The 25,772-nt window shown below is 75.1% G+C and carries 19 protein-coding genes; 12 read left to right on the top strand and 7 right to left on the bottom strand.

Features of this window, described 5'->3' with window-relative positions:
* Positions 1–171: 171 nt before the first annotated feature.
* Positions 172–864 (top strand): CoA pyrophosphatase, encoded by a 693-nt coding sequence (locus tag AB0873_RS26645; RefSeq protein WP_366603032.1) that lies wholly within the window; start codon positions 172–174, stop codon positions 862–864.
* Positions 865–928: 64 nt separating this feature from the next.
* Positions 929–2,107, top strand: a complete 1,179-nt coding sequence (locus tag AB0873_RS26640; protein WP_366603030.1) for a MarP family serine protease — start codon at positions 929–931, stop codon at positions 2,105–2,107.
* A gap of 51 nt (positions 2,108–2,158) precedes the next feature.
* Here the strand turns inward: AB0873_RS26640 and AB0873_RS26635 are convergent, their stop codons facing one another.
* The 3 genes from AB0873_RS26635 to eccCa form a co-directional block, all read right to left on the bottom strand.
* Complete coding sequence (locus tag AB0873_RS26635) at positions 2,159–2,923, bottom strand: phosphatase PAP2 family protein (RefSeq protein WP_366603029.1); 765 nt, start codon at positions 2,921–2,923, stop codon at positions 2,159–2,161.
* Positions 2,924–2,984: 61 nt separating this feature from the next.
* Positions 2,985–4,373 carry a type VII secretion-associated serine protease mycosin gene (gene mycP / locus AB0873_RS26630; RefSeq protein ID WP_366603028.1) on the bottom strand — a complete coding sequence of 463 codons (1,389 nt, stop codon included), beginning with the start codon at positions 4,371–4,373 and terminating at the stop codon, positions 2,985–2,987.
* A gap of 74 nt (positions 4,374–4,447) precedes the next feature.
* Positions 4,448–8,404: a type VII secretion protein EccCa gene (gene eccCa, locus AB0873_RS26625; protein WP_366603026.1), complete on the bottom strand. Its 3,957-nt coding sequence runs from the start codon at positions 8,402–8,404 to the stop codon at positions 4,448–4,450.
* 101 nt (positions 8,405–8,505) lie between these two features.
* On the opposite strand from eccCa, the gene eccD reads away from it, so the two are divergent.
* Entirely contained in the window at positions 8,506–9,909 is a 1,404-nt protein-coding gene (gene eccD / locus AB0873_RS26620) for a type VII secretion integral membrane protein EccD (protein WP_366603024.1), read from the top strand.
* Positions 9,910–9,943: 34 nt separating this feature from the next.
* On the opposite strand, the gene AB0873_RS26615 is transcribed toward eccD, so the two are convergent.
* Positions 9,944–10,450 carry an inorganic diphosphatase gene (locus tag AB0873_RS26615; protein ID WP_155329887.1) on the bottom strand — a complete coding sequence of 169 codons (507 nt, stop codon included), beginning with the start codon at positions 10,448–10,450 and terminating at the stop codon, positions 9,944–9,946.
* 641 nt (positions 10,451–11,091) lie between these two features.
* Here AB0873_RS26615 and dacB point away from each other — a divergent pair.
* The 4 genes from dacB to AB0873_RS26595 all read left to right on the top strand — a co-directional run bounded on the left by dacB (position 11,092) and on the right by AB0873_RS26595 (position 16,563).
* Positions 11,092–12,504 (top strand): D-alanyl-D-alanine carboxypeptidase/D-alanyl-D-alanine-endopeptidase, encoded by a 1,413-nt coding sequence (gene dacB / locus AB0873_RS26610; protein WP_366603022.1) that lies wholly within the window; start codon positions 11,092–11,094, stop codon positions 12,502–12,504.
* A 127-nt stretch (positions 12,505–12,631) separates the two neighbouring features.
* Positions 12,632–13,702 carry a zinc-dependent metalloprotease gene (locus AB0873_RS26605; RefSeq protein WP_155329889.1) on the top strand — a complete coding sequence of 357 codons (1,071 nt, stop codon included), beginning with the start codon at positions 12,632–12,634 and terminating at the stop codon, positions 13,700–13,702.
* A gap of 10 nt (positions 13,703–13,712) precedes the next feature.
* Positions 13,713–14,705, top strand: coding sequence for a tRNA lysidine(34) synthetase TilS (gene tilS / locus AB0873_RS26600; RefSeq protein ID WP_366603020.1), 993 nt, complete (start codon positions 13,713–13,715; stop codon positions 14,703–14,705).
* A 223-nt stretch (positions 14,706–14,928) separates the two neighbouring features.
* Positions 14,929–16,563, top strand: a complete 1,635-nt coding sequence (locus tag AB0873_RS26595; RefSeq protein WP_366603018.1) for a gamma-glutamyltransferase family protein — start codon at positions 14,929–14,931, stop codon at positions 16,561–16,563.
* 42 nt (positions 16,564–16,605) lie between these two features.
* Here the strand turns inward: AB0873_RS26595 and AB0873_RS26590 are convergent, their stop codons facing one another.
* Entirely contained in the window at positions 16,606–17,568 is a 963-nt protein-coding gene (locus AB0873_RS26590) for a helix-turn-helix domain-containing protein (protein ID WP_366603016.1), read from the bottom strand.
* Positions 17,569–17,610: 42 nt separating this feature from the next.
* Between AB0873_RS26590 and AB0873_RS26585 the strand changes: the two genes are divergently transcribed.
* The 4 genes from AB0873_RS26585 (at position 17,611) to folE (ending at position 21,609) form a co-directional block, all read left to right on the top strand.
* On the top strand, positions 17,611–17,856 hold the full coding sequence (locus tag AB0873_RS26585) for a hypothetical protein (protein ID WP_366603038.1): 246 nt from the start codon (positions 17,611–17,613) through the stop codon (positions 17,854–17,856).
* 101 nt (positions 17,857–17,957) lie between these two features.
* Positions 17,958–18,533 carry a hypoxanthine phosphoribosyltransferase gene (hpt, locus tag AB0873_RS26580; protein ID WP_155329894.1) on the top strand — a complete coding sequence of 192 codons (576 nt, stop codon included), beginning with the start codon at positions 17,958–17,960 and terminating at the stop codon, positions 18,531–18,533.
* A 359-nt stretch (positions 18,534–18,892) separates the two neighbouring features.
* Positions 18,893–20,911, top strand: coding sequence for an ATP-dependent zinc metalloprotease FtsH (gene ftsH / locus AB0873_RS26575; RefSeq protein WP_366603014.1), 2,019 nt, complete (start codon positions 18,893–18,895; stop codon positions 20,909–20,911).
* A gap of 35 nt (positions 20,912–20,946) precedes the next feature.
* On the top strand, positions 20,947–21,609 hold the full coding sequence (gene folE / locus AB0873_RS26570) for a GTP cyclohydrolase I FolE (RefSeq protein ID WP_155329896.1): 663 nt from the start codon (positions 20,947–20,949) through the stop codon (positions 21,607–21,609).
* A 66-nt stretch (positions 21,610–21,675) separates the two neighbouring features.
* On the opposite strand, the gene AB0873_RS26565 is transcribed toward folE, so the two are convergent.
* Positions 21,676–22,413: a hypothetical protein gene (locus AB0873_RS26565; protein ID WP_366603012.1), complete on the bottom strand. Its 738-nt coding sequence runs from the start codon at positions 22,411–22,413 to the stop codon at positions 21,676–21,678.
* Complete coding sequence (locus AB0873_RS26560) at positions 22,410–25,016, bottom strand: FtsK/SpoIIIE domain-containing protein (protein ID WP_366603010.1); 2,607 nt, start codon at positions 25,014–25,016, stop codon at positions 22,410–22,412. Before AB0873_RS26560 ends, AB0873_RS26565 begins: the two co-directional genes overlap by 4 nt.
* Positions 25,017–25,212: 196 nt before the next feature.
* On the opposite strand from AB0873_RS26560, the gene AB0873_RS26555 reads away from it, so the two are divergent.
* Entirely contained in the window at positions 25,213–25,770 is a 558-nt protein-coding gene (locus AB0873_RS26555) for a hypothetical protein (protein WP_366603036.1), read from the top strand.
* Positions 25,771–25,772 lie beyond the last annotated feature (2 nt).

The raw sequence follows: 25,772 nt of genomic DNA, 5'->3' as shown, positions 1-25,772 counted from the left end.
CCTCAAAGATCGAGCGAGCTGGGCGATGGCCCGACGGTCACCGGTGCACTCGAACCAACATCAGCTCGAGTGAGACAAGGGTGCACCAATGAGCGGGTTAGGGCCCGGGTGCGGGGCCGCGTCGGCGTGGGCGGCGGCGTCCGCCGCGCCGGCGAGTGAGGCGGTGCCCGCGTGAGCCGTCAGCCGCCGCCCTGGCTCGACCCGCTGCTGACGCGGCTCGGCAGCGCGCGCACCGAGGACTTCACCCGGCTCGTGACCCCCGAGCAGGGTGGGCGGGAGAGCGCCGTGCTGGTGCTGCTCGGCGAGGCGCCCGGCGTCGGCCCGGACGTGCTGGTCCTCCAGCGGGCCGCCACCCTGCGCAACCACGCCGGCCAGCCGGCCTTCCCCGGCGGGGCGGCCGATCCGGAGGACGCGGACGCGTCCGCGACGGCACTCCGCGAGGCCAACGAGGAGGTCGGCCTCGACCCGGCCAGCGTCACCGTCCTCGCCGAGCTGCCGAAACTCTGGATCCCGGTGAGCGACTTCGTGGTGACCCCGGTGCTCGCCTGGTGGCACGCCCCGCATCCGGTGCACCCCCGGGAGCCGGCCGAGGTCGCCCACGTCGCCCGGGTGCCGGTCGCCGAACTGGTGGACCCGGAGAACCGGATGCGGGTACGCCACCCGAGCGGCTGGGTCGGCCCGGCGTTCTCGGTGCGCGGGATGCTGGTCTGGGGCTTCACCGCCGGTGTGCTGTCGGCGCTGCTGGAGATGGGCGGCTGGGCCCGCCCGTGGCACCGGGGACGCGTGCTGGAACTCCCGCCGACGGGGGCCAGCCCGGCGCCGTCGGCCGGCACCGACGAGGTGGACGAGACCGCCCTGCGCTGACTTGACAGTCACCTTCCGCCAGCGATGGTCATTCCACGGGTCCGGTGCCCGTACGCTTGACGGCGTGTCCGCCGTGGATCTCGTACTGCTGTTGCTCATGCTCGTGTTCGCGATCAGCGGATATCGCCAGGGCTTCGTCATCGGGGTGCTGTCGTTCTCCGGCTTCTTCCTCGGCGCGCTGGTCGGGCTCCAGATCGGGCCGTTGCTCGCGCAACAGTTCGTCGACAGCGGCACCCGGGTTCTGATCTCCCTGGTCGCGGTGTTCGGGCTGGCGGTGGTGGGCCAGGCCCTCGCCGGCTGGCTCGGGTCCCACCTGCGCCGCACGATCACCAGCGACGTCGGCCGGCAGGCCGACGACATCGGCGGCGCGTTCGTCTCGCTGTTCGCCGTCCTCCTCGTCGCCTGGCTGGTCGCGGTGCCGCTGGGTTCGTCGTCGCTGCCGTGGCTGGCCGCCTCGATCCGCAACAGCGCGCTGCTCACCGTGGTGGACCGGGTGCTGCCCGACCAGGCGCAGGAGCTGTCGACCGCGCTGCGGGACACGGTCGACACCAACGGATTCCCCGACGTGTTCGGCGACCTGGCCCCGACCCGCGCCCGGCAGGTCGCCCCGCCCGACCCGGCGCTCGCCGGCTCCCAGGTGGTGGCGAACAGCCAGCGGTCGGTGGTCAAGGTCCTCGGCTCCGCGCCGAGTTGCTCCCGCCGGATCGAGGGCTCCGGCTTCGTGTACGCCGACGACCGGGTGATGACCAACGCGCACGTCGTCGCCGGCACCCGCTCCACCGTCGTGGAACTCAACGGCGACCGGTACGACGCCCGGGTGGTCGTGTACGACCCGGACCGGGACCTGGCCGTGCTGTACACCCCCGGCCTGCCCGGCCCGTCCATGCGCTTCGCCGCCGGCAACGCGGGCAGCGGCGCGGACGCGATCGTGCTGGGCTTCCCGCTCGACGGCCCGTACAACGCGCAGTCCGCCCGGATCCGGGACGTCGACGACATCACCGGTCCGGACATCTACTCCGGCGGGAACGTGACCCGGGAGATCTACACGATCCGGGCGCTGGTGCAGAGCGGCAACTCGGGCGGCCCGCTGGTCTCCTCGAACGGCCTGGTGCTCGGGGTGATCTTCGCGGCGGCGGCCGACGACCCGAACACCGGCTTCGCGGTGACCGCCGCCGAGGCCCGGCCGGTCGCCCTGGCCGGCGCCGAGCGCACCCGTGGCGTCGCCACCGGCGAGTGCACGTAGCTGGGGCCTGTCGCGCGGATCCGCACATTGGCCTGCGGCGGGGCAGCCCGGTCAGCGTGCCGGCGGCTCCGGCCGCGCGACAGCCGGCCCGGCGGCCGGCGGGACGTCCCGCCAGACGGTGAAGGCGGCGGCGGTCGCGGTCACCACGGCGGCGCCCAGCAGCCAGCCGGCCACCACGTCACTGGCCCAGTGCACCCCGAGCGCCACCCGGCTGAACCCGGTCACCCCGGCGAGTACCAGCGCGGCGGCGCACACCGCGTACCGCCCGCCGGGCCGGCCCGCCGGTAGGAAGACCACCAGCAGCACCCCGGCGGCCAGCGCGGCGTTCAGCGCGTGCCCGGACGGGAACGCCAGCCCGACCGCCTGCGCCAAGGGTTCCGGAAGGTCCGGCCGGGGCCGCCCGACGAGCAGCTTGAGCAGCGGTCCCAGCAGCCCGCCGACCGTCATGGTGGTGGCGACCCAGAGCGCCAACTGCCGGAGGCCGTGCCGGAGCAGCCAGAGCACCAGCACCAGCGCGCCCACCCGCAGCGGCATCGGACCGAAGGCGTCGGTCCAGACGTTCATCGCCCGGGCCCAGTCGGGGTGGTCCAGGCCGTAGCCGACGAGCGCCTCGGTCACCGCCCGGTCCAGCCGGCGCAGCGGTGACCAGGACGACAGCACCAGCAGGGCGAGCAGCGTGAACGGCACCAGCACCAGGAACGCGGCCGCCACGGCGAGGGTCAGCCGCAGGCCCCGGGCGTGGTCCGGGTGCAGCCGTCGCTCCCGCCACGACAGGCGGGACGGCCGGTGGAGCGTACGGGGGCCGGACGGAGTCATGCCGTCCGTTCTACCCGGAAGTGACCCGGTCAGACCGGCGTCGGTCGGATCCGGCGAGCGGTCAGCGGCCCCACTGGCGGAGCCGGCGCACCACCAGCGCGGTCCCGGTGAGCAGCGCGACTGAGATCGCCAGCCCGGTCCACAGCCGCTCGGGGGTGGAGTCGTGCTGGGAGCCGGCCGCTTGGGCCGACCAGCGGGTCTGCTGCCGGGACGCGTCGATGCCCACCTCGCGGCCGCTCGCCGCCGCGTCGGCCGTCCCGGGTGCCGGACCGAAGCCGACCACGCCGGGCGACGACTGGTCGTCGAGCGGGTTGCGCCCGATCGCCGGCACGTCGGCGGTCAGCGCGGCGACCGGATCCACCAGCCCGTACCCGAAACGCTCGTCCCGGCCGGTCGGCCCGATGTCGCGGGCGGTGGCCAGCAGCCGGTTGACCACGTCACCGGCGGACATCTGCGGATAGCGGGCCCGGACCAGCGCGGCGGTGGCCGCCACCAGGGGCGCGGCGAAGCTCGTGCCCTGCACCCGCCAGTAGCCGCCGGGGGAACGGGCACCGACCAGGCCGGTGGCGGGCGCGGTGAGCACCGTCTGGCGGCCGGTGATCGCACCGGACCAGAGGTTCTCGCTGTCCCGGTCGAGCCCGGACACCGCTAGCACGCCCGGCTCGCGCGCCGGGTACCACACCTTGCTGTTGGTCGAGGTCGCCACGTTGCCGGTGCAGGCCACGACCACCACGTCGCGGGCGAAGGCGTAGTCCAGCGCGGCGGCCAGGGCCGCGCTGTCGCTGCTGCCGCCGAGCGACAGGTTGATCACCCGGGCGCCGTTGTCGACGGCCCAACGCACACCCTTCGCGACGACCATGGCGTCGTCGTAGCGGTTCTTGGCGTCGAGGACCCGCACCGGCAGGATCCGCGCCTCGGGCGCCAGGCCCACCACACCGCGGCTGTCGTCGTTGCGCCCGGCGATCAGGCCGGCCACGGTGGTGCCGTGACCCACCGGATCCGGGTCGCCGGCGCCCTGCGGGTCGACCAGGTCCAGGCCCGGCAGGACCTGGCCGGCAAGGTCCGGATGCGAGGCGTCCACTCCGGAGTCGATCACCGCGACGATGACGCCGGACCCGGTGGAGGTGCGCCAGGCGGTCGTGGCCCGCAACGCGTCGATCTGCCACTGCTCGTCGCGGACCGGGTCGGTGCGTCCCTTCGCGTCGGGGGCCCGGCCAACCGGCGGGGCGGCGAGCGGGCCGGCGGCGGCGCCCGACACGACCGGGTCGACGTACGCGCCGGGTGCGGCGACCTGCGCGGCGACCCGCTGCAGGCCGGGGCCGGCGGTGGCCGCCGCCGGTGCGGACGGCAGGCCGACGGACACGACAACGGCCGCCACTCCGAGCAACGCCCGGCCGGCAGCACGTCGAGCGGCACCGCTCCGCCGCACCCTGGTCACATCCTCGGCCATTCACCTCGACGCAAACATGACGATGGGAGATTACCGGTTCCCGCCCGCCCTTCGGGGCGTTCCGGGGACACCAGTCACGGCGGCGGCAGATGCGCCAACTGGACCAGGCGTACGCCCTCCCGTCGGGTGACCAGCCGCCCCCGTCCCGGCGGCAGCGGTCCGGGCCGCACCGGGCCGACGAGCGCACCCTCCTCCGGGCTGCCCGCCATCACCAGCCCGGCCGTGGACAGCTCCCGCAGCCGTTGCGCCACCGGCTCGTACTGCGCCCGTCCGGCGCCGCCCGTCCGGCGGGCGAGGACCAGGTGCAGGCCCACGTCCCGCGCGTGCGGCAGGTGCTCCTCCAGGGCCCGCAGCGGGTTCGCCGGGCCGCTGGCGACCAGGTCGTAGTCGTCGACCAGCACGAACAGCTCGGGACCGGACCACCAGGACCGCTCCCGCAACTGGGCCGGCGTGACCTCCGGCCCCGGCGCCCGGGCCTGGAGATAGCCCGCGGCCGACTCCAGCAGCTCGGTGGTGTGGGCGGCGGCGGTGCCGTAGCCGATGACGTGCACCGCCTCGGTCAGGTCGAACAGGCTGCGCCGGTAGTCGACCAGGATCACCCGGGCCTGCTCCGGGGTGAAACGGGCCATGATCGAGGTGGCCAGCGCGCGCAGGAACGACGACTTGCCGCACTCCGCGTCGCCGAAGACCACGAAGTGCGGCTCGGCCGCGAAGTCCACCACCACCGGGCGCAGGTCGGCCTCGGCGACACCGACCGGGATCCGCAGCCCGGTGGTCGCGGCGAGGTCCAGGTCGGCGTACGGCAGCACCGGCGGCAGCAGCCGGACCGGCGGGGCGGCCGGGCCGCGCCAGGCGGCGGCGACCCGCTTGACCAGGTCGGCGGTGTCCGTGCCCGTGGCGAGCTGCGGCAGGCCGGTGAGGAAGTGCAGGCTCTCGGCGGTGACGCCCCGGCCCGGTGTCTTCTCCGGCACGTTCGCCGCCGCGCGGCGGGCGATCAACGAATCCGACGGGTCGCCGAGGCGCAGCTCCAGCCGGGAGCCGAACAGGTCCCGGATCACCGGCCGGAAGTCCAGCCAGCGGACGGCGGTCGCCACCACGTGCACCCCGTACGACAGCCCGCGGGTGGCGAGATCGGTGATCGACGGCTCCAGGTCGTCGTACTCGCCGCGCAGCGTGGCCCAGCCGTCCACCACGAGGAACACGTCGCCGAACGGATCGGCGGCCGGCTGGGCGGTGCCGGCCAGGGCGGCGCGCCGCTGCCGCCAGGCCGCCATCGACTCCACCCCGAGGTCGGCGAAGCGGCGTTCCCGATCGGCCAGCAGGGTGGTGACCTCGCCGACCGTGCGTCGGACGGCCGTCGGATCCGCACGGCCGGCCACCCCACCGACGTGCGGCAGCTCCCGCAGCGCCGCCAGGCCCCCGCCGCCGAAGTCGAGGCAGTAGACCTGGACCTCGGCGGGCGTGTGGGTGAGCGCCAGGGCGGCGATCAGCGTGCGCAGCGCCGTCGACTTGCCGCTCTGCGGCGCGCCCACCACGGCGACGTGCCCGGCCGCCCCGTCGAGCGCGAGCCACAGCAGGTCCCGCCGCTGCTCGAACGGCCGGTCGACGACGGCCACCGGCACCTGGAGCGCGCCGTGCAGCTCCGGATTGCCGACGGTGAGACCGCGTGCCGGATCGACGGCGGCCGGGCCGAGCAGCTCGTCCAGCGCTGGCGCCGGGCCGAGCGGGGGGAGCCAGACCTGGTGCGCCGGCGGGCCCTGCCCGGCCAGGCGGCCGACCAGCAGCTCCAGCAGGGTCGTGCCGCCCTGCTCCTCGGCCGCCGGCAGGGCGGGCGGACCGACCGGCTCCGGCACCGGGACGAGGTGGGAGGTGAACGCGAGCACGCGGGACCCCCCGGCCGCGTCCCTGCCCGGCGCCGCGCCGCGCCGGCGTACCGCCCCGGAGACGTACGCGGCCTTGAAGCGGACCAGCGGGTCGGTGCCGGAACGCAGGTACCCGTGCCCGGGAGAGCGCGGCAGCTCGTACGCGTCCGGCACCCCGAGCACCGTCCGGGACTCCAGCGCCGAGAAGGTCCGCAACCCGATCCGGTACGACAGGTGCGTGTCCAGTCCGCGCAGCCGGCCCTCCTCCAGCCGCTGCGACGCCAGCAGCAGGTGCACGCCGAGGGACCGGCCCAACCGGCCGATCTGGACGAACAGGTCGATGAAGTCGGGCTTCGCCGACAGCAGCTCGGAGAACTCGTCGCAGACCAGCAGCAGCGACGGCAGCGGGGCGAGCGGGGTGCCGGCGGCCCGGGCCCGCTCGTAGTCGCGTACGCCGGCGAAGTTGCCGGCGCGGCGCAGCAACTCCTGCCGCCGGACCAGCTCGCCGTTGATCGCGTCGACCATCCGGTCGACCAGCGGCAGCGCGTCGGCCAGGTTGGTGATGACCGCCGCCGTGTGGGGCAGCCGGTCGAACGAGGCGAAGGTGGCGCCGCCCTTGAAGTCGACCAGCACGAAGTTGAGCTGCTCCGAGCTGTGCGTGGCGGCCAGCCCGAGCACCAGCGTCCGGAGCAGCTCGGACTTGCCCGAACCGGTGGCGCCGATGAGCAGCCCGTGCGGGCCCATCCCGTCCTGCGCCGACTCCTTCAGGTCCAGCTCCACCGTGCCGCCGTCGGCGCCGACCCCGATCGGCACCCGCAGCCGGTCGCGCGGCGGGCGGGGCGCCCAGCCCTGCTCGGCGGTGAAGCTCTCCGCGTCGCCCAGGCCGAGCAGGTCGAGCAGGCCGAGGTCGGAACCCGGTGCCGCGTCGCCGCCGTGCACGGCGGTGGCCAGCCGCATCGGTGCCAGCCGGCGGGCCACCGCCTCGGCGTCGGTCAGGTCGAGCCGGTCGGCCACGCCGACCTCGGCGTGCCCGTCGGCGGAGTGCGAGTGCAGCCGGCCCGCCCGCAGCTCCAGCAGCAGGGCGTACCGGTCCAGCAGGCGCGGGGGCGGCGTGTCCAGGTCGATGACCGTGACCGCGTCGATGCCGCTCTCCCCGGTCAGGTCGGCCGCGCCGGTCAGGTCGCCGCCGTCGAGCACCACGACCACGTGGGGGCCGTCGGTGGCCGGGCCGGCCGGGCTGAACCGGGAGCGGCTGCCCAGCACCTCGTCGAGCAGGCCCTCCAACTCGACGGCCGAGCTGGTCACCAGCCGGACCGGGCCGAGCGCGTCGGTGCGGGTGGGGTGGTGGGCGTGCGGCAGCCACTTGACCCACTCCCAGGCGGGCCGCCGCTCGGGGGCCGCGCATACCGCGACCAGCAGCTCGTCGGGGGCGTGGAAGACGGCGAGCTGGGTGAGCATCGCCCGGGCCAGCGCCTGGGTGGCGGCGGGCGAACCGCCGGGCCCGGCGGCCGTGTCGCGGACGTGGACCCGGGCGAAGCTGCGCAGCGACAGGGCCACCGGCAGGTCGGGCACGACCGAGTACGCGTCCAGGAACCGGCGCAGCGCGCCGGCGGTCATCGGTTCCAGCTCCTCCAGCGGCCGGGTGACCGGGGGGACCAGCGGGGTGGCCAGGGTCTGCGGACCGACGGCGACGCGTACCACCGCGAAGTCGGGATCGGTGGGCCGCCGCTCCCAGACCCGGTGGCTGTCGACGGTCGACCAGAGCCGGCCGGGATCCGGGTGCCGGTAGTAGAGCCCGGCCCGCTGCCGTCCGGCGGTCTCCCGTACCCGCCGGCGCAGTCCGGTGAGGTGCCGCAGGTACTCCCGCCGGGCGGCCATCATCTCCGACTTCTTCGGGCTGCCGGCGGCGCTGCCCCAGGAGGTCACCAGCATCGCCAGCGACGACAGCCCGAACATCCCGCCGACGACGTACGAGTACGCGCCGCCGCCGCGGCCGAACATCATCGCCATCGCCACCGAGCCACCCAGCATCGGCAGCACCATGAGCAGCTGCTGCCAGCGCCCGCCGGTGACCGGCGGGATCTCCGGAGGTGCCTCCACCGGCAGTTCACCGACCGGAATCTCCGGTGCCGGGCGGCGGGGTGGCCGCTTGATGACGACAGTGGACACTCGATCTCCTGACAGCGCTGGGTAACCCGAGCCTGGCTCATCGTAGGTAGAGTCCTGTCGTCCGCGCAGCCACCAACCCCGCTCGACATGGAGATGCATCGATGACTATCGGGTTGGCCCGGGTCACCATCAACGCTCCCCAGCGGCGGCTCGACGTGGCCCTGCCGGAGCAGGTGCCGCTGGCCGAGCTGCTGCCCGAGGTGCTGCGCCACGCGGGCGAAGGGCTCGCCGACGACGGCGAGCGGCACGGCGGCTGGGTGCTGCGGCGCAGCGACGGCGCGGCGCTCGCCACCGCCCAGGCCCTGCTTCCCCAGGGCGTCCGCGACGGCGAGGTGCTGCACCTGGTGCCGGCCCGCGCACAGTGGCCGGAACTGGAGTACGACGACGTCGTCGAGGCGATCGCCGACGGGGCGCGGCGGCGTGGCGGCGCCTGGTCCCCGGCTGCCACCCGGGTCGCCGCCCTGGCCGGCGCGGCGGTGCCGCTGGCCGTCGGCCTGCTCGCCGTGCTCGCGGGCGGTCCCGGTCACCCCGCCGGCTGGCCCGCCGCCGCCACGGTGGCCCTACTGCTCACCCTCGCCGGGACGGCGGCCGCGCGGGCTTACGCGGACGGTGCGGCCGGCGCCACCCTCGGCGGGTACGCGCTGCCGTACGCCGCGACGGCCGGCGCCCTCGCGGTCAGCAGCGGGGACCCGGTCGGCGTCGTGCCGGGGCTGCGGTGGCTCGGCGTACCCGAACTGCTCGCCGGCGCGACGGCGCTGCTGCTCGTCTCGGTGCTCGCCCTGGCCGGCGTGGCGGCCCGGGTCCGGGTCTTCGTCGCCGGCGCGGTGGTGGGGCTCGCCGGGGCGGTCACCGCGATCGGGGGGATGGTGCTGGACCCGGCCGGCGCCGCGGCGGTCCTGCTCTGCGTGCTCGTCTTCGCGGTCGGCGCGATACCGCTGCTGGCGATCCGGCTCGGGAAGGTGCCGCTGCCGCCGATCACCCTGCCGACCGGCGATCCGGGCGGCGGCCTCGACCGGGTGCGCGACCTGCCGGACCGCGAACGGGTCCACGCGGCGGTGGCCCGCACCGACGAGATGCTCACCGGGATGCTCGTCGGACACGCCGTGCTGGCCGGCCTCGCCGCCGTGCTGCTCGGGCTCACCGGCGGTGTCGCCGGTTGGGTGCTGGTCGGCGTCGCCGCGACCGTGCTGCTGCTGCGGGCCCGGCTGTTCGTGGCCGTCCGGCACCGGGTGCCGGCGGTGGTCGCCGGGCTCGCCGGTTACGCCGTGCTCGGCACCGTGCTCGCCGACCGGTCGGGCCCCGGGGGCCTGCTCGCGCTGACCCTCGGCGGACTGGCGCTGGCCCTGGTCGCGGTCGCGGCGGGCACCACGTACGCGCGGCGGCCGGTCTCCCCGTACGTCGGGCGGACCGCCGACCTCGCCGACACCGCCCTGGTGGTCTCGGTCGTCCCGGTCGCCTGCGCGGTGCTCGACCTGTACGAACAGGCCCGGGGGCTGCTCGGCTGAGCGGCCCCCGGGCAGGTCGGTGTCTGCTGACGCGTCAGTGCGTGGACTCGCCGCGCTCGGCGGCCTCCTGGGCGCGCCGGTACGAGGCGGCGATCTCCGCCTCCGCCTCCTGGCGGCCGACCCAGGTCGCACCCTCGACGGACTTGCCGGGCTCCAGGTCCTTGTACACCTCGAAGAAGTGCTGGATCTCCAGCCGGTCGAACTCGCCCAGGTGGTGGATGTCGCGCAGGTGCTCCTGGCGCGGGTCCTCGTAGGGCACGCAGAGGACCTTGTCGTCGCCGCCCTTCTCGTCGGTCATCCGGAACATGCCGATGGTGCGGCAGCGGATGAGGCAGCCCGGGAAGGTGGGCTCGGGGACCAGCACCAGCGCGTCCAGCGGGTCGCCGTCCTCACCGAGAGTGCCCTCGATGAAGCCGTAGTCGGCCGGGTACTGCGTGGAGGTGAAGAGGGTGCGGTCCAGCCGGATCCGGCCGGTCGCGTGGTCGACCTCGTACTTGTTGCGGTGACCCTTGGGGATCTCAACCGTGACGTCGAAATCCATCTGCACGCTCCCTCGTCTGCCCACGCTGGCAACGGACCAGCGGCGTCGTCGCTCTCCGGACAGGGCGAAACCCCGACCGGTGCTCCGGCCCCCGCATAGTGTTCGGACCGAAGTAGTGTCACCCAAGCAGATTTTCGCAGCGGGAGGAGGGGGTCGTGGGGAGGGAAGATTCACACTACCGCCCGGAGGAGAGCTCTGGACGGGGGACCGGCGGATCTGGTCGGGGCGGTGCCACCGGTCGGGTCCACGTTCCCGACGCCCACCCGTCGCGTACCCCACCACCCGGTCGGATGTACGGCTCGGCCGCCGACCGGCCCACCCACGGTAACGAGGCTCCGGCGTCGTGGCCGCCGCCCGGCGGGCCGGACCCCGCACGGTCGTGGCCGTCGCCCGGCAGCGGTCGCGCGGCCGTGCCGCCCGGCAGCGGCCGTGCGGCCGTGCCGCCCGGCAGCGGCCGTGCGGCCGTGCCGCCCGGCGCGGCGCCCCGGCCCGAACCGCTCGACCTCTGGGCGGCCGCCGCCTCCCGGCCGCCCGCCGGCCCGCCGCCGTCGGGGTCGGCCCGTCCGCCGGCCGGCCCGTCCGCCGGGTCCCCGCCGGCCGCCCCCGTACCTCCGGCGCGCCGTCGCCGGACCCTTCCCTCCGTGCTGGCCACGGTGCTGGTTCTCGTCCTGGCCCTGGTGGGCGTCGTCGTGGTCCGCCCGGGTCCGGTGGCGGAGTGGCTGGGCGACGAGCCGGCCGGCGACCGGGTCGCCACGGAGACGCCGGAGCCGGCGCCCGCGGCGGTGCTGGCCGCCGCCGACGCGAACGCGCCGCTGCCCACCGCCGCCGGGATACGCGCCGAGATCGACTCGCTGGTCGGCGCCGCCGCGCTCGGCGATCGGGTGAACGTGTCGGTGACCGACGTCGCCACCGGCGAGTCGCTCTACGGCCGGGGCGCGGACGACGGCACGGTGCCGGCGTCGGTGACGAAGCTGGTCACCGGGGTGACCGTGCTCGCCGCGCGCGGCCCCGGGTACCGGATCCCGACCCGGGCGGTCGCCGGCGCGAACCCGGGCGAGGTGGTGCTCGTCGGCGGCGGCGATCCGACCCTCGCCGTCGACAAGAACGGCTTCTACCCCGGCGCGGCCCGGCTGGACGACCTGGCCGCGCAGGTGAAGCAGGCCCTCGGCGGCACCAGCCCCACGAAGGTGACCGTCGACTCGTCGCTCTACACGGGCCCGGTGCACGAGCCCGGCTGGGACGACGACATCCCGACCGGCGGCTACGGCGGGTCGATCACCGCGCTGATGACCGACGGTGCGCGCAGCGACGTGCCGCGGGCGAAGAAGGACCACGACAACGGCGACCACGCCGCCGAGCGGGTGAGCCAGCCGGACCTCGCCGCCGGCCGCGCCTTCGCCCGGCTGCTGGGCGTACCGACCGGCGCCGTGAAGCGCGGCAAGGCGCCGACGGCCGGGGCGGACGCGACGGCCGGCGCGCCGGGCAGCGAGCTGGGCGTCGTGCACTCGCTGCCGATGGTGCGACTGGTCGATCTCATGATCAGTGACAGCGACAACGTCGTCGCGGAGGCGCTGGCCCGCCAGGTCGCCCTGGCCCGGAACGAGTCGGCCTCGTTCGTGGGGGCGGCGAAGGCGATGGACGCGGTGGCCGCCGAGCTGGGCCTGCCGGCCGACGAACTCTCCCTCGCCGACGGCAGCGGCCTGTCCCGGACCAACCGGATCAGCCCGTCGCTGCTCACCGACCTGATCACCCTCGCCGGCAACGGCACCCGCCCCGAGCTGGCCGCGATCTTCGGCGGCCTGCCGGTCGCCGCCTGGTCCGGCACGCTCGCCGACCGGTACGCGGGCGCGGCGGCGAAGGCCGGTGCCGGCGTGGTCCGCGCCAAGACCGGAACCCTGAGCGGGGTGCACGCGATCGCGGGCGTGGTGACCACCGTCGACGGCCGGCTGCTGGGCTTCGCCGTGCTCACCGACCGGACGCCGGACGGGCAGGAGGGGCCCCGCGCCGCCCTCGACCGCATCGCCGCCGCCCTCGCCGGCTGCGGCTGCCGTTAGGGGCCTGTCCACCGGCCGTACCGGGCCCGGTGAACGGGCCCCCTCGGGGCGTCGCCGGGAGGGTGGGTGCTCCCCGCGCGGCGGTCGAGCCCGGGCCGGGTTGTGGCGGCGCGGGTACGGTGGGTCCATGGCGCAGTTCGTGGACTGGGATCTGGCCGCCGCGACCGCGGGGGCGCTGGGCAAGTCGGGCCCACGCGTGTCGTACGCGGAGGCCACCGAGGTGGTCGGCGATCTGCGGCGGTTGACCGACGAGGCGGCCGGGCACGTCGCCGACTACACCGGGCTGCGGTCGCAGGTGTCGCACCCGCCGGTGCGGGTGGTCGACCGCCGCGACTGGGCGGCGACCAACATCGCCGGGCTGCGCGAGGTCATCGGCCCGCTGGTCAGCCGGCTCACCAAGGACAAGCAGCCCGGCGCGCTGACCGAGGCGGTCGGCTCGCGCGTCACGGGTGTGCAGGCCGGGACGGTGCTGGCGTACCTGTCCGGCCGGGTCCTCGGCCAGTACGAGGTGTTCTCCGCCGACCCCGGCCAGCTGCTCCTGGTCGCGCCGAACATCGTCGAGGTCGAGCGGAAGCTGGGCGCCGACCCCCGCGACTTCCGGCTCTGGGTCTGCCTGCACGAGGTCACCCACCGGACGCAGTTCACGGCCGTGCCCTGGATGCGGGCGTACTTCCTCAGCGAGGTGCAGGCGTTCGTCGACGCGTCCTCGGCCGGCGGCGACAACCTGCTGGAGCGGCTGCGCCGGGGCGTCGCCACGCTCTCCGACGCGGTGAAGGACCCGGAGAGCCGCACCAGCGTGCTCGACCTCGTCCAGACCCCGGCCCAGAAGGCCGTGCTGGACCGGCTGACCGCGCTGATGACGCTGCTGGAGGGGCACGCCGAGTTCGTGATGGACGGTGTCGGCCCGCAGGTGATCCCGAGCGTGGAGCGCATCCGGGCTTCGTTCAACCGTCGCCGGGAGGCCGGCAACCCGCTGGAGAAGGCGATCCGCCGCCTGCTCGGTGTCGACGTCAAGATGCGTCAGTACGCCGAGGGCCGCAAGTTCGTGCACGGTGTGGTCGACCGGGTCGGTATGGAGGGCTTCAACCGGATCTTCGCCTCGCCGCTCACCCTGCCCCGGCTGGAGGAGCTGGGCGACCCGGACGCCTGGGTTGGCCGGGTGCACGGGCCGGCCGGCCCGCTGCCGGCCGCCGGCTGACCGTCCGCCCGTGGCCGCGCTGGCACCGCCGGTCGCCGCGATCCGGGTCGCCGTCCGCCGCGCGCTGACCGGCCTGCCCGGTTCCGGGCCGGTGCTGGTGGCCTGCTCGGGGGGTGCGGACTCGCTCGCGCTGGCCGCCGCCACCGCCTTCGTTGCGCCGCGGCTGGGCCGTACCGCCGGGCTGGTGACGGTCGACCACGGCCTCCAGGCGGGTTCGGCGGAGCGGGCGGCGGCGGTGGCGGCGTGGGCCCGGGAGACCGGCCTCGACCCCGTCGAGTCGGTCCGGGTCGAGGTGGCCGGGCGGCCCGGTGGCCCGGAGTCCGCCGCCCGCGACGCCCGCTACCAGGCGCTGGCCGAGGTCGCCGGCCGGCACCGCGCGGCGGCGCTGCTCACCGGGCACACCCGGGACGACCAGGCGGAGACGGTCCTGCTCGCGTTGGCCCGTGGGGCCGGCCCGCGCGGGCTGGCCGGGATGCCGGCCCACCGGAGTCTGGACGGGGTTCCGCTGCTGCGCCCGCTGCTGGAGGTGAGCCGGGAGCAGACCCGTACGGCGTGCGCGGTGCTCGGGCTGAGCCCCTGGGAGGATCCGCACAACGCCGACCCGTCGTACGCCCGCGCCCGGGTGCGGGCCGACGTGCTGCCGGCGCTGGTCCGCGCCCTCGGGCCCGGGGTGCTGGACAACCTGGCCCGCACCGCCCGCCTGGTCGCCGCCGACAACGAGGCGCTCGACGACCTGGCCGCCGGTGCGTTCGACACGGTCCGGGAGCCGGGGGGTGCGCTGTCGGTGCCCGGGCTCGCCGGTCTTGCGCCCGCCGTCCGGGGCCGGGTGCTGCACGCGTGGGCCCGGGAGTTGGGCGCGCCGCCGGCTGCGCTGTCGTACCGGCACGTGGCCGCCCTGGACGCCCTGGTCACGGGCTGGCGCGGGCAGGGGGCGGCGTACCTGCCGGGCGGGTTGCGGGTGGTCCGCCGCGACCACCGCCTGACCGCCGTCGGTCCCCGCTGAACCAGGCACCACCCGGCCCGCCTGCCAGCGGCCGCCTGTCCCCTCGGTCCCTTTGCTCTGCTTCAACCGGCGCACCAGTTCGTGTCCGGAAGTGTTGCGTGGGTTGAAGCAGAGCAAAGGCGACGGCGAGGGTCACTTCGGCCGGAGTGCGGCCGGAGTGCGGCCGGAGCCGGTGAGCGGGCGTGGGGTGTCCGGGAGCCGCCGGAGGCGGTAGACATGGCGGATGGCGTACCCCCGGAGGCCCCTGTTCGCCCCGCGGGGCGCGGTGGCGACGAGCCATCCGCTGGCCGCGGCGGCGGGCCTGGCCGTGTTGCGGCGCGGCGGCAACGCCGTCGACGCCGCACTGGCCACCGCGACCACCCTGACCGTGGTGCAGCCGCCGTCCAACGACATCGGCGGCGACCTCTTCGCGATCGTGTGGGACGGCGACCGGTTGCACGGGTTGAACGGCGCCGGCCGGTCCCCGGCGGCGCTGACCCGCGAGGTGGTCCTCGCCGCGACCGGCGGTGCGGGCGCGCAGCCGGTGGCCGCGCTGGGCGGCGCGCAGGGGCGCGGTCCGGCGATGCCGGCCCGGGGTTGGCTGCCGGTGACGGTGCCCGGCGCGCCGGCCGGCTGGCGGGACCTCCACGACCGGTTCGGGTCGCTGCCGTTCGCCGAGCTGTTCAGCGACGCGATCGGGTACGCCGAGCACGGCCACCCGGTCTCCGCCGGGGTGGCGGTGGCCTGGGAGCGGGCGCTCGCCGGGCACGCCGGCCTGGTGGGGGAGGAGTACGCCGAGTTCGCGCGGGTGTTCGCGCCGAGCGGGCGGGCGCCCCGGCCGGGCGAGTGGTGGCGCAACCCGGGCGCGGCGCGGACGCTGCGGCGGATCGCCGCGAGCGGGGCGGAGGACTTCTACCGGGGCACCGTCGCCGCGGCGCTGGACGCGCACGCCGCCCGCACCGGCGGCTTCCTCACCGGCGACGACCTGGCCCGGCACAGCTCGACCTGGGTGGAGCCGGTGCACACCCGTTACCGGGGGCGCGAGGTCTGGGAGCTGCCGCCGCCGGGGCAGGGCCTCGCCGCCCTGCTCGCCCTGCACGTCCTGGACGGCCTGGACCTCGCGGACGTGCCGCCGCCCGAGCGGGTGCACCGCCAGGTCGAGGCGGTCAAGCTCGGCTTCGCCGACGCGCACGCCCACGTCGCCGACCCGGACCGCGCGGCGGTGCCCACGGCGGCGCTGCTCGACCCGGGGTACGCGGCCGCCCGGCGGGCGCTGGTCACCGACCGGGCCGGGGAACCGGTGGCCGGTGACCCCGAGCGGGGCGGCACGGTCTACCTCTGCACCGCCGACGCGGGCGGGATGATGGTGAGCCTCATCCAGTCCACCTACCTGGCGTTCGGATCGCACGTGGTGCTGCCCGGGTACGGCTTCGCGCTGCAGAACCGGGGTCTGGGCTTCCGCCTCGACCCGGCCCACCCGAACGTGGTCGCGCCGGCGAAGCGTCCGTTCCACACGATCATCCCGGGCTTCCTGACCCGCGACGGTCTGCCGGTCGGCCCGTTCGGGGTGATGGGCGGGCACATGCAGCCGCAGGGGCACGTGCAGCTCGTGTCGGCGACCCTCGACGGCGGGCTGGATCCGCAGGCGGCGCTGGACGCGCCGCGCTGGTACTGGCACGCCGGGCGGTCGCTGCTCGTCGAGCCGGGCCTGGCGGCGGAGCCCGGTCTGGTCGCGGGGTTGCGCGCCCGGGGCCACGAGGTCGCCGTCCCGGCCGAGCCGTCGGTCTTCGGGTACGGGCAGGCGATCTGGCGATCCCCGGACGGCGGGTACGTCGCCGGCTCCGAGTCCCGGGTCGACGGCGGGCTGGTCGGCTTCTGAGGCCAACCGGACCCGACCGGCACCGAGGCCGGGCCGGTGGGGTCAGCCGGCCGGGGTGCGGTCCCGGAAGGTGGTCCGGTACGCCTGCGGGGTGGCGCCCACCCGCCGAATGAAGTGGTGGCGCAGGGCCGCGGCGTCGGAGAAGCCGGCGTGGTCGGCGACCTCCTCGACGGTGAGCCGGGTCTCCTCCAGCAGCCGCCGGGCCAGCAGCACCCGCTGGTTGGTGAGCCAGTCGTGCGGGGTGGTGCCGGTCTCCGCCCGGAACCGCCGGGCGAACGTCCGGGGTGCCATGTCGGCCCGGGCGGCCAGGTCGTCCACGGTCAGCGGCCGGTCCAGGTGACCCATCAGCCACTCCAGCACCGGTTCCAGCGTGGGCGCCTCGGGGGCCTTCGGGATCGGGGCCTCGACGTACTGGGACTGCCCGCCGTCGCGGTGCGGGGGGACCACCATCCGGCGGGCCAGCCTGGTGGCCGTCGCCGACCCGTGTTCCTGGCGGACGAGATGCAGGCAGGCGTCGATGCCGGCGGCGGTGCCGGCGCTGGTGAGCACCCGCCCGTCCTGCACGTAGAGCGAGTTGCACTGCACCTTCGCGTCGGGGTGGCGGCGTTGCAGGTCGTCGGCGTACTTCCAGTGGGTCGTGCATTCGCGGCCGTCGAGGAGCCCCGCCTCGCCGAGCATGAAGGCGCCGGAGCAGACGCTCAGCACGTACGCGCCCCGGCCGGCGGCCCGGCGCAGCGCGGCGAGCGCGGCCGGCGGCACCGGGGTGCCGTGCGTGTGCGCCGGCACGGCCACCAGGTCGGCCTCGTCGACCGCCGTCAGGTCGCCGTGCGGGGTGAGGTGGAAGCCCGACGAGGTGCGGACGGGCCTGCCGTCGACGGTGCAGACGGAGAAGCGGTAACCGGGGAAGCCGTCGGCGGTGCGGTCGGTGCCGAAGACCTCGGCGAGCACCCCGAGCTCGAACGGGGCGACGTTGTCGACGGCGATGACGGCGACGGAGCGGAGCATGTGACGAGGGTAACCACAGGGGTGGCAGGAAATCGATGGCCAATGGCATTCCTGCCACTTTCCGGCCGGGTGGGTGTGGCGGAAACTGGGGGCAGTCCGGTGCGCACCGGCGGCGAAACCGACACGAACCTCGCGAAAGTGAGCGCCGCCATGGAGTTCCTGCTGTTCCTTTTGTTCCTCGTCCTCCTCGCCTCCGCCTCGGCGGCCGGCCTCACCGCGGACAGCCGGGACTCGGCTGACTGGAAGCCGACCGACGGCGGCCGGCGCTGGCGGTCCCGTGCCTGCTGAGCGTTCTGGGGGCCTTCGTCGGAAAGATCCCGGGCGGGACCGTGCCCAGAAGGGGCGGCCCCGCCGACGGGGGCCATCCGGCGTACGGCAGGCTAGGAGCCATGGCTGACGGCTCCTGGTACGACGCCGACATCGACCACGTGATCATCTCCGAGGCGCAGATCCGCGAGAAGACCGCGGAACTCGCCAAGCAGGTCTCGGCGGACTACGCCGACGTCGAGGACGGGCTGCTGCTCGTCTGTGTCCTCAAGGGCGCGGTGATGTTCATGGCCGACTTCGCCCGGGCGCTGGGCCGCCAGGGCCCGCCGGCCGAGCTGGAGTTCATGGCCGTCTCCTCGTACGGCCAGGGCACCACCTCCTCCGGGGTGGTGCGGATCCTCAAGGACCTGGACCGGGACATCGCCGGCCGGCACGTGGTCGTGGTGGAGGACATCGTCGACTCCGGGCTGACCCTCTCCTGGCTGTTGCGCTACCTGGAGTCCCGCTCGGCGGCGAGCGTCGAGGTGGTCGCCCTGTTCCGCAAGCCGGACGCGGTGAAGGTGCCGGTCCCGGTCAAGTACGTCGGCTTCGACATCCCGACCGAGTTCGTCGTCGGCTACGGCCTCGACTTCGGCGAGCGCTACCGCGAGTTGCCCTACGTCGGCGTCCTTAAGCCCGAGGTCTACGCCCGCTCCTGACGGCGACGTCCCGCCGACATTCAGCGGACTCTCAGGCAGCCGGACTACGGTGGAGGCCGGTGGCGTGGAGGCACTCTCCACGCCCGACCCCTCGCACCGCGTGACCGGGCGGTCGGGTGGCCGGGTGCGGAGCTCCCGCTGCGCCGGCTGAAACCCCGGTTCGCCCTGCGCGTAAGTGCCCGGCTGGCAAGCTCATACCTCGCGTGCACGGTGTACCGTCGAATGACCGCGGCGCGATTCGGCGCCCCGGGGTCGATGCCGGCCCGCACGGCGGCTCGGCCGCCGCGCTGGCGGCGACACCATCAGACGGTCAGGACGTCGATCAGGAGGATGCGGGCGTCACGGCGCTCGACAACAGTATGGAACGTACGCGTTTCTTCCGCCGACCGGTGGTCTGGATCATCCTGGTCATCCTCGGCGCCGTTGTGCTCAGTCAGCTGTTCACCGCTGGTCCCAGCTACCACCGGGTGGACACTTCCGTTGCGCTCGACCAGCTCAACACCGGCAACCCCAAGATCAATAAGGTCGTCTTCCAGGACAAGGAACAGACGATCCAGCTCGACCTGGCCGAAGAGGTCAAGTTCGGCGACACCACCACCGACCGGATCGAGGCGCAGTTCCCGTACGAGGTCGGCGACGAGGTCTGGAACGAGGTCCTCGAGGCCAAGGCGAACAACCGGGTCACCGGCCCGGCCGACGTCAAGGTGTCGTCCGACAGCATCTGGGTGAGCCTGCTGGTCAACCTGCTCCCCATCGCCCTGCTCGTCCTGCTGCTGCTGTTCTTCATGTCGCAGATGCAGGGCGGCGGCTCCCGGGTGCTCAACTTCGGCAAGTCCAAGGCCAAGATGATCACCAAGGACACGCCGAAGACCACGTTCGCGGACGTGGCCGGCGCCGAGGAGGCCGTCGAGGAGCTGCACGAGATCAAGGACTTCCTGCAGAACCCGGCGAAGTACCAGGCGCTCGGCGCCAAGATCCCGAAGGGTGTGCTGCTCTTCGGCCCTCCCGGCACCGGTAAGACGCTGCTCGCCCGCGCCGTCGCCGGCGAGGCGGGGGTCCCGTTCTACTCAATCTCCGGCTCCGACTTCGTGGAGATGTTCGTGGGTGTCGGCGCCAGCCGCGTCCGTGACCTCTTCGAGCAGGCCAAGGCGAACGCCCCGGCGATCGTCTTCGTCGACGAGATCGACGCGGTCGGCCGCCACCGCGGCGCCGGCATGGGCGGCGGCCACGACGAGCGCGAGCAGACCCTCAACCAGCTGCTCGTCGAGATGGACGGCTTCGACACCAAGGGCGGCGTGATCCTGATCGCCGCCACCAACCGGCCGGACATCCTCGACCCGGCCCTGCTGCGGCCGGGCCGCTTCGACCGGCAGATCCCGGTGGACGCGCCGGACATGGAGGGTCGCAAGGCCATCCTGCGGGTGCACGCCAAGGGCAAGCCGTTCACCCCGGACGTCGACCTCGACTCCGTGGCGCGGCGGACCCCGGGCTTCAGCGGCGCCGACCTGGCCAACGTAATCAACGAGGCCGCGCTGCTCACCGCCCGTAAGGACCAGCGGGCGATCACCAACGACTCGCTGGAGGAGTCGATCGACCGGGTGATCGCCGGCCCGCAGCGGCGCACGCGGGTGATGAGCGACCAGGAGAAGAAGATCACCGCGTACCACGAGGGTGGGCACGCGCTGGTCGCCTGGGCGCTGCCGCACGCCGCGCCGGTGCACAAGGTGACGATCCTGTCCCGCGGCCGGTCGCTGGGCCACACCCTGGTCCTGCCCACCGAGGACAAGTACACCCAGACCCGCGCCGAGATGGTCGACACCCTGGCGTACGCGCTGGGCGGCCGGGCCGCCGAGGAACTGGTGTTCCACGAGCCCACCACCGGCGCCGGCAACGACATCGAGAAGGCCACCCAGCTGGCCCGAGCGATGATCACCCAGTACGGCATGAGTTCCAAGCTCGGCGCCATCAAGTACGGCACCAGCGGCGACGAGCCGTTCCTCGGCCGCAACATGGGCCACGAGCGGGACTACTCCGACGCGGTGGCCGCCGAGATCGACGCCGAGATGCGGGCGCTGATCGAGCTGGCGCACGACGAGGCCTGGGAGATCCTGGTCGAGTACCGGGACGTCCTGGACAACATCGTGCTCGAGCTGATGGAGAAGGAGACCCTCTCCACCGCCGACATGGCCCGCATCTGCGCCCGGGTGGCGAAGCGCCCGCCGATGGCCCCGTACAACGGCTTCGGCAAGCGCCAGCCCTCCACCGAGCCGCCGGTGCTGACCCCGTCCGAGAAGGAGGCGCTCAAGGCGCAGGCCCAGGCCGACGGTGCCTCCGTCGGCGGCGGCCCGGCCTCGAACAACTCGGACGGTACGCACTGAGCACCGACGAGACGGCGGCCAGCCCCCACCGGGGGCTGGCCGCCTCCGCCACGGAACCCGACGACGACGCCATGGACTACGTCGCCGCCCGGCTGATCAGCGGCAAGCTCACCGGCCGCCCGATCGAGGACACGATGGACCTCGCCCGGATCGAGAAGGCGGTCCGCGAGATCCTGATCGCGGTCGGGGAGGACCCGGACCGCGACGGGCTCCAGCAGACGCCCGCCCGGGTCGCCCGCGCGTACGCCGAGCTGTTCGCCGGCCTCCGCGTCGACCCGGCGCAGGTGCTCACCACCACCTTCGAGGCCAACCACGAGGAGCTGGTCCTCGTCCGGGACATCGACGTGATGAGCCTCTGCGAGCACCACCTGCTGCCGTTCCGGGGCAGCGCCCACATCGGCTACATCCCCGGCCCGGACGGCCGGATCACCGGCCTGTCCAAGCTGGCCCGGCTGGTCGAGGTCTTCGCCCGCCGGCCCCAGGTGCAGGAGCGGCTCACGTCGCAGATCGCCGACCTGCTCATGGAGCGGCTCGACCCGCGCGGCGTGATCGTCGTCCTCGAGTGCGAACACATGTGCATGGCCATGCGCGGCATCCAGAAGTCGGGTGCCCAGACCATCACGTCCGCGGTGCGCGGCACTCTCCAGCGCGACGCGAAGTCCCGCGCCGAAGCGATGGCTCTGATCAACTCCCGCTGACCGGCCGCCGGGCAACGGCGGGCCGCCCGCCAATGCCGTCGACGACGGTGGGGTGGCGGGCTCAGCTCAGCCGGCCAGGAGCGCGAGCAGAAGCACGGCGCTGACCAGCACCGCCGGCACCAGGCAGACCAGCGCGCCCAGCCGGGCGGTACGGTCCGCCCGCCCACCGGGCCCGGCCGGGAAGAGCCGCCCGACCCCCAGCCACCCCGCGGCGAACGCCACCGCCGGCATCGGCAGCCCGACGACCAGCGCGGCGAGGGTCACCGGGCCCGGCCCGGTCACCACGAGGAGCACCACCTGGACCAGCGGCACCAGCAGGGCCAGTGGCGCGTACACCAGCAGGTTGCGCGCCGCGGTGGGCCAACCCGCCGCGCCGACCAGCCCACGCGCGGCCAGCGCCGCGTCCGCCGCGTCCGCACGGCTGCCGGCCATCCGCAGCGCCGCCAGCACGGCCGAGGGCCCACTCGCCATCGACCGGGTCGCCTCCGTCAGCTCCGGCGGTGTCGGCACCAGCGAGATCGGCGGTACACCGACCTCGCGCAGCCGCGCCTCCTGCGCTGCCAGGCGCGTGCGTACCGTCGCCAGCTCCTCGCGGGCGGCCTGGACCGCGTGGGCCTGCTCACCCGCGGCGGTGGCCGCGTCCCGGCGGACCCCGTCCAGTTGCCGGGTCGCCGCGAGGTACTCCGTCCAGGCGGTGGCGACCGGACCGCCGGCGGCGCCGGTGGGCGCGACGTCGGCGGGTGCGGTGCCGTCGGTGGTCCGCTGGCGCCCGGGGCCAGCGGCGTGGGTACGCGCGCGACTCATGCCGGTGCTCCGTCCAGCGCGAACGGGACCAGGACCGTGCCCTGCTCACCCGGACCGTCCCAGAGCACCGCCCGGGCCGGCCGGGGACGCCACTCGACCGCGCGACCGAACACCGTCGCGAGCTGCGCCCCGGGCACGTCCACCGCGGCCACCGCAGTGACCTTGGTCACCTCGCGCTCCGGCTCCAGCAGGGCCGCGAACGACGGCACGGTGCGCCACCGGCCCAGCAGGTGCCGTCCGGCCGGCGGTCCCTCCCGCAGCAGCACGCCCAGCCGCTCCGGCGCGAGCTGCCCCGGCGGGCCGTCCAGATCGAAGGCGACCACGTAGGCCGGCCCGGTCGCGTCGAGAACGTCGAGCAGGCCGGCGCGGTCGACCGCCTCGACCGGGTGCCGCTCGGCCAGTTCGGCGGCGAGCGCCTCGGCCAGCGGACGGGCGTCGTCGTCCGGGATCACCAGCACGAAGTGAGCGGTGCCCGGTGGGTGGTGGGCGGCGACGCTACGGGCAGCGGTGGCCAGCAGCCCGGCCGACTCCGGCCCCGGCCCCAGCACGGCCAGGTTGCGCCCCGGTGAGGGGCCCAGCGGCACCGCCACCGTCGATCGCGTCACGTCCAACGCCCGCCCCAGGAGGGCGGCCGGCCCCGGTGCCCCGCCGCCGAGCGCCGTCCGGTACCGGGGATCGTTGCGCAGCAACGGGCGCGCGTACCCGGCGAAGACCACGGGCGGCGCGGCCCGCTCCGGGCGGGCGTCCCACAGCCGGTGCCGCAGCGCCTCCACCACGTCGGGGTGGTCCTGCGGATCGGGGAAGCGGACCACCCGCTCGTGCCCGCGGATGGCACCCCGGGGGCCGCCGAGCCCACCCGCGGTGTTCACGACCGCACTGCCCACCGGCAGCCCGGCGGCCGAGTCGTTGGTCGGTTCGAGCACCGCGCCGCCGCCCGGCAGCGCCACCCGCACCGGGAACTGCCCGAGCACCGAGTCCCGGTCCGTCCGGCTCCCCAGGCCCAGGTCGCCCTCACCGGCCAGGACCAGGTGCACCCCGTACGACCGGCCGGCGCGGGCCACCGCGTCGAGCCGGGCGGCGGCCTCGGCGGCGATCCGGTCCCGCCCGGCGAGGAGCAGCGGCAGGTTGTCGACCACGCAGACGATCCGGGGCAGCTCCCGGTGCTGCCGCAACTCGGCGAACCGCTGCCCGCCGGCCCGGGCACCGGCGTCCTCCCGGCGGCGTACCTCGGCCACCAGGAGATCGAGCAGGTCCAGCACGTACTCCCGGTCGGCCGCCATCGCGGCGGCGCGCACCTGGGGGATCCACGAGCGGTCCCGCTCGGTCTGCAGGAACTCCACGAAGGACTCGCCGCCGCCGAGGTCGGCGACGTAAAGGACCAGTTCCTCCGGGCCGTACCGGGCGGTCAGGCCGAGCAGGGCGGTGGTGAGGAAGGTCGACCGGCCGGCGCCGGAGCGCCCGCTGACCAGCCAGTGTGGGGTGAGCTCGGTGAGACCCAGGGACACCGGCCGGCCGCCGGCATCGCCGACCGTCGTCGACAGGCCGCCCGCCGAGGTCGCCGTCCACAAGGGCTCATCCTGGCCCGGGAGCAGGTCGGCCAACGCCAGCCGAGAGCCCGCCTCGACCTGGTCGGCCAGCCGGCGGCAGACCGTCCCGACGAGATCGGGCGGCGGGTCCGGCTCGACGAAGACCGGTGAGTTCAGGCCGCCCGGCGGGTCACCGTCCGCCCTGCCCGGGCCCTCGGTGCCCGCGGTGCCGGCCAGGTCGGGATGCGCCCCGGCCGGGGCGCGCGGGCCGGCGAACGACGCGCCCGGCGGGTCCCCGAGGAGGGCGTAGGCGGTGCGGATCGCGAGGGGCGTGGCGCGCGGCACCGGCCGACGGCCGGCCGGCCAGCCCGCCACCAACAGGTGCAGACCGCTGGACCGGCCCTGCTCGGCGAGCGTCTCGATCCGCGCGAGGTCGGTGGAGCCGGTCGGCTCGGGCAGCGCGGCGATCACCAGCAGGAGGACCCGGTCGTGCCGGCGGCGGCCGCTCGCTCCAGGCGCCACCCACTGCTCCGCCTCGGTCAGCACCGCGCGCAGGCCGGCGACGTCCGTCGCCGGTGGCGGCAGGATCCCGGCGTCCCCGAGCGCCGCGAACGGCGCCAGCGCCGTACCCGTCCCGTCCACCGCGCGGACCAGCAGCGACCCGGCGGGCGTGGCCGCCAACAGCCGCAGCAGTACGGCCCGCAGCAGCCCCGCGACCCGGGGATCCCGGGCGTCGGTGTCGATCGCCAGGTTCCCCGTGCCGATCAACGGCACCAGGGCGGGAAACCGGGCGTCGTCGAGCGGGGCCGCCGTGCCGACCCGCACGAAGGACGGCGGTCCCTCCCCGGCCGGAGTGGACGGTGCGAGCGTGTCCAGCGCCGCACCCGCCCAGCCCGGCGCCAGCAGGGCGGCGGCCGTACGCAGCCGGTCGGCCAGCTCGTACTGGCGGCCGTGGTCGGCGGGCACGGGACGGATGCCGTCCAGGACGTCGACGGCGGCGATCGCGGTGGCGGCGGCCCGGCGGTGCAGGGCGGCGGCCCGGCTCGCCCGTGTCCTCGCACCGGCCACCGTGTCCACCCCCTCTGCGCGAGGTCGGCAACCCCTCCCCGCGCAGAGACGGTAACCCAGGATCACCCACTCCCGGCGGACGCACAACGGCGGTGCGCCGGTGTTTGTTGTGGATGTCACCGGAGGGGAGGGGTCCGTCACGATCCGCGAAATCTGGGGCATTGGGTCTCCCGGCGCCAGCCGCTAGCCTCAGGGGGTGGAATCAGTGCAGCCCCCCGCCGGTTCCCAGGTCTCCCGCGTACCGGCGCAGCGGTCCCCCTCCGACCAGCTGGCGCCCCCGCCCCTCGCGCCGGCGCCGATCCCGCCGCGCCGCCGGGTCCGCACGATCCTCACCGTCACCGCCGCGGCGTTCGTGGCTCTGCTACTGGGCGGGCTCGCCGCCGGCTACGTGCTGTACGACCGCGCGACCGCCCCGGACCGCAGCGCCCCCGACGTGGTGGTCAGCGGCTACCTTCATGCGTTCCTTGTGGACCGAAACGACGCACGGGCCGCTGCATTCACGTGCCGCGATGGTGCTTCCGTAGCTGAGCTGCAGGCGCTGCGAGGTGACCTTGTTTCGCGCGAGGAGCGTTTTTCCACTGATATCTCGGTCAGCTGGGGGAGCCTCCTGGTTCAAAGTGAGGGCGACCAAGCAGTTGTCGAGGTGGAGCTCGTCATTTCCGCCTATGTCGACGGCATTGCCCAGACTGACCGTCAGCCGTGGCAGTTCAACACTCGCCTCACCGATGATTGGCGAGTCTGCGGTGGCCGGAGGGCTACTTGATT

Source organism: Micromonospora sp. NPDC047707, from assembly GCF_040704235.1.
Taxonomy (GTDB): Bacteria; Actinomycetota; Actinomycetes; order Mycobacteriales; family Micromonosporaceae; genus Micromonospora.
This window is presented reverse-complemented; position numbering and strand designations above follow the sequence as displayed.

Bases quoted from the DNA above. Each gene is read 5' to 3' on its own strand.
- AB0873_RS26635 (WP_366603029.1), bottom strand. From the start codon at position 2,923: ATGACTCCGTCCGGCCCCCGTACGCTCCACCGGCCGTCCCGCCTGTCG.
- mycP (WP_366603028.1), bottom strand. From the start codon at position 4,373: ATGGCCGAGGATGTGACCAGGGTGCGGCGGAGCGGTGCCGCTCGACGT.
- eccD (WP_366603024.1), top strand. From the start codon at position 8,506: ATGACTATCGGGTTGGCCCGGGTCACCATCAACGCTCCCCAGCGGCGG.
- AB0873_RS26615 (WP_155329887.1), bottom strand. From the start codon at position 10,450: ATGGATTTCGACGTCACGGTTGAGATCCCCAAGGGTCACCGCAACAAG.
- AB0873_RS26605 (WP_155329889.1), top strand. From the start codon at position 12,632: ATGGCGCAGTTCGTGGACTGGGATCTGGCCGCCGCGACCGCGGGGGCG.
- AB0873_RS26595 (WP_366603018.1), top strand. From the start codon at position 14,929: ATGGCGTACCCCCGGAGGCCCCTGTTCGCCCCGCGGGGCGCGGTGGCG.
- AB0873_RS26590 (WP_366603016.1), bottom strand. From the start codon at position 17,568: ATGCTCCGCTCCGTCGCCGTCATCGCCGTCGACAACGTCGCCCCGTTC.
- AB0873_RS26585 (WP_366603038.1), top strand. From the start codon at position 17,611: ATGGCATTCCTGCCACTTTCCGGCCGGGTGGGTGTGGCGGAAACTGGG.
- hpt (WP_155329894.1), top strand. From the start codon at position 17,958: ATGGCTGACGGCTCCTGGTACGACGCCGACATCGACCACGTGATCATC.
- ftsH (WP_366603014.1), top strand. From the start codon at position 18,893: ATGGAACGTACGCGTTTCTTCCGCCGACCGGTGGTCTGGATCATCCTG.
- AB0873_RS26565 (WP_366603012.1), bottom strand. From the start codon at position 22,413: ATGAGTCGCGCGCGTACCCACGCCGCTGGCCCCGGGCGCCAGCGGACC.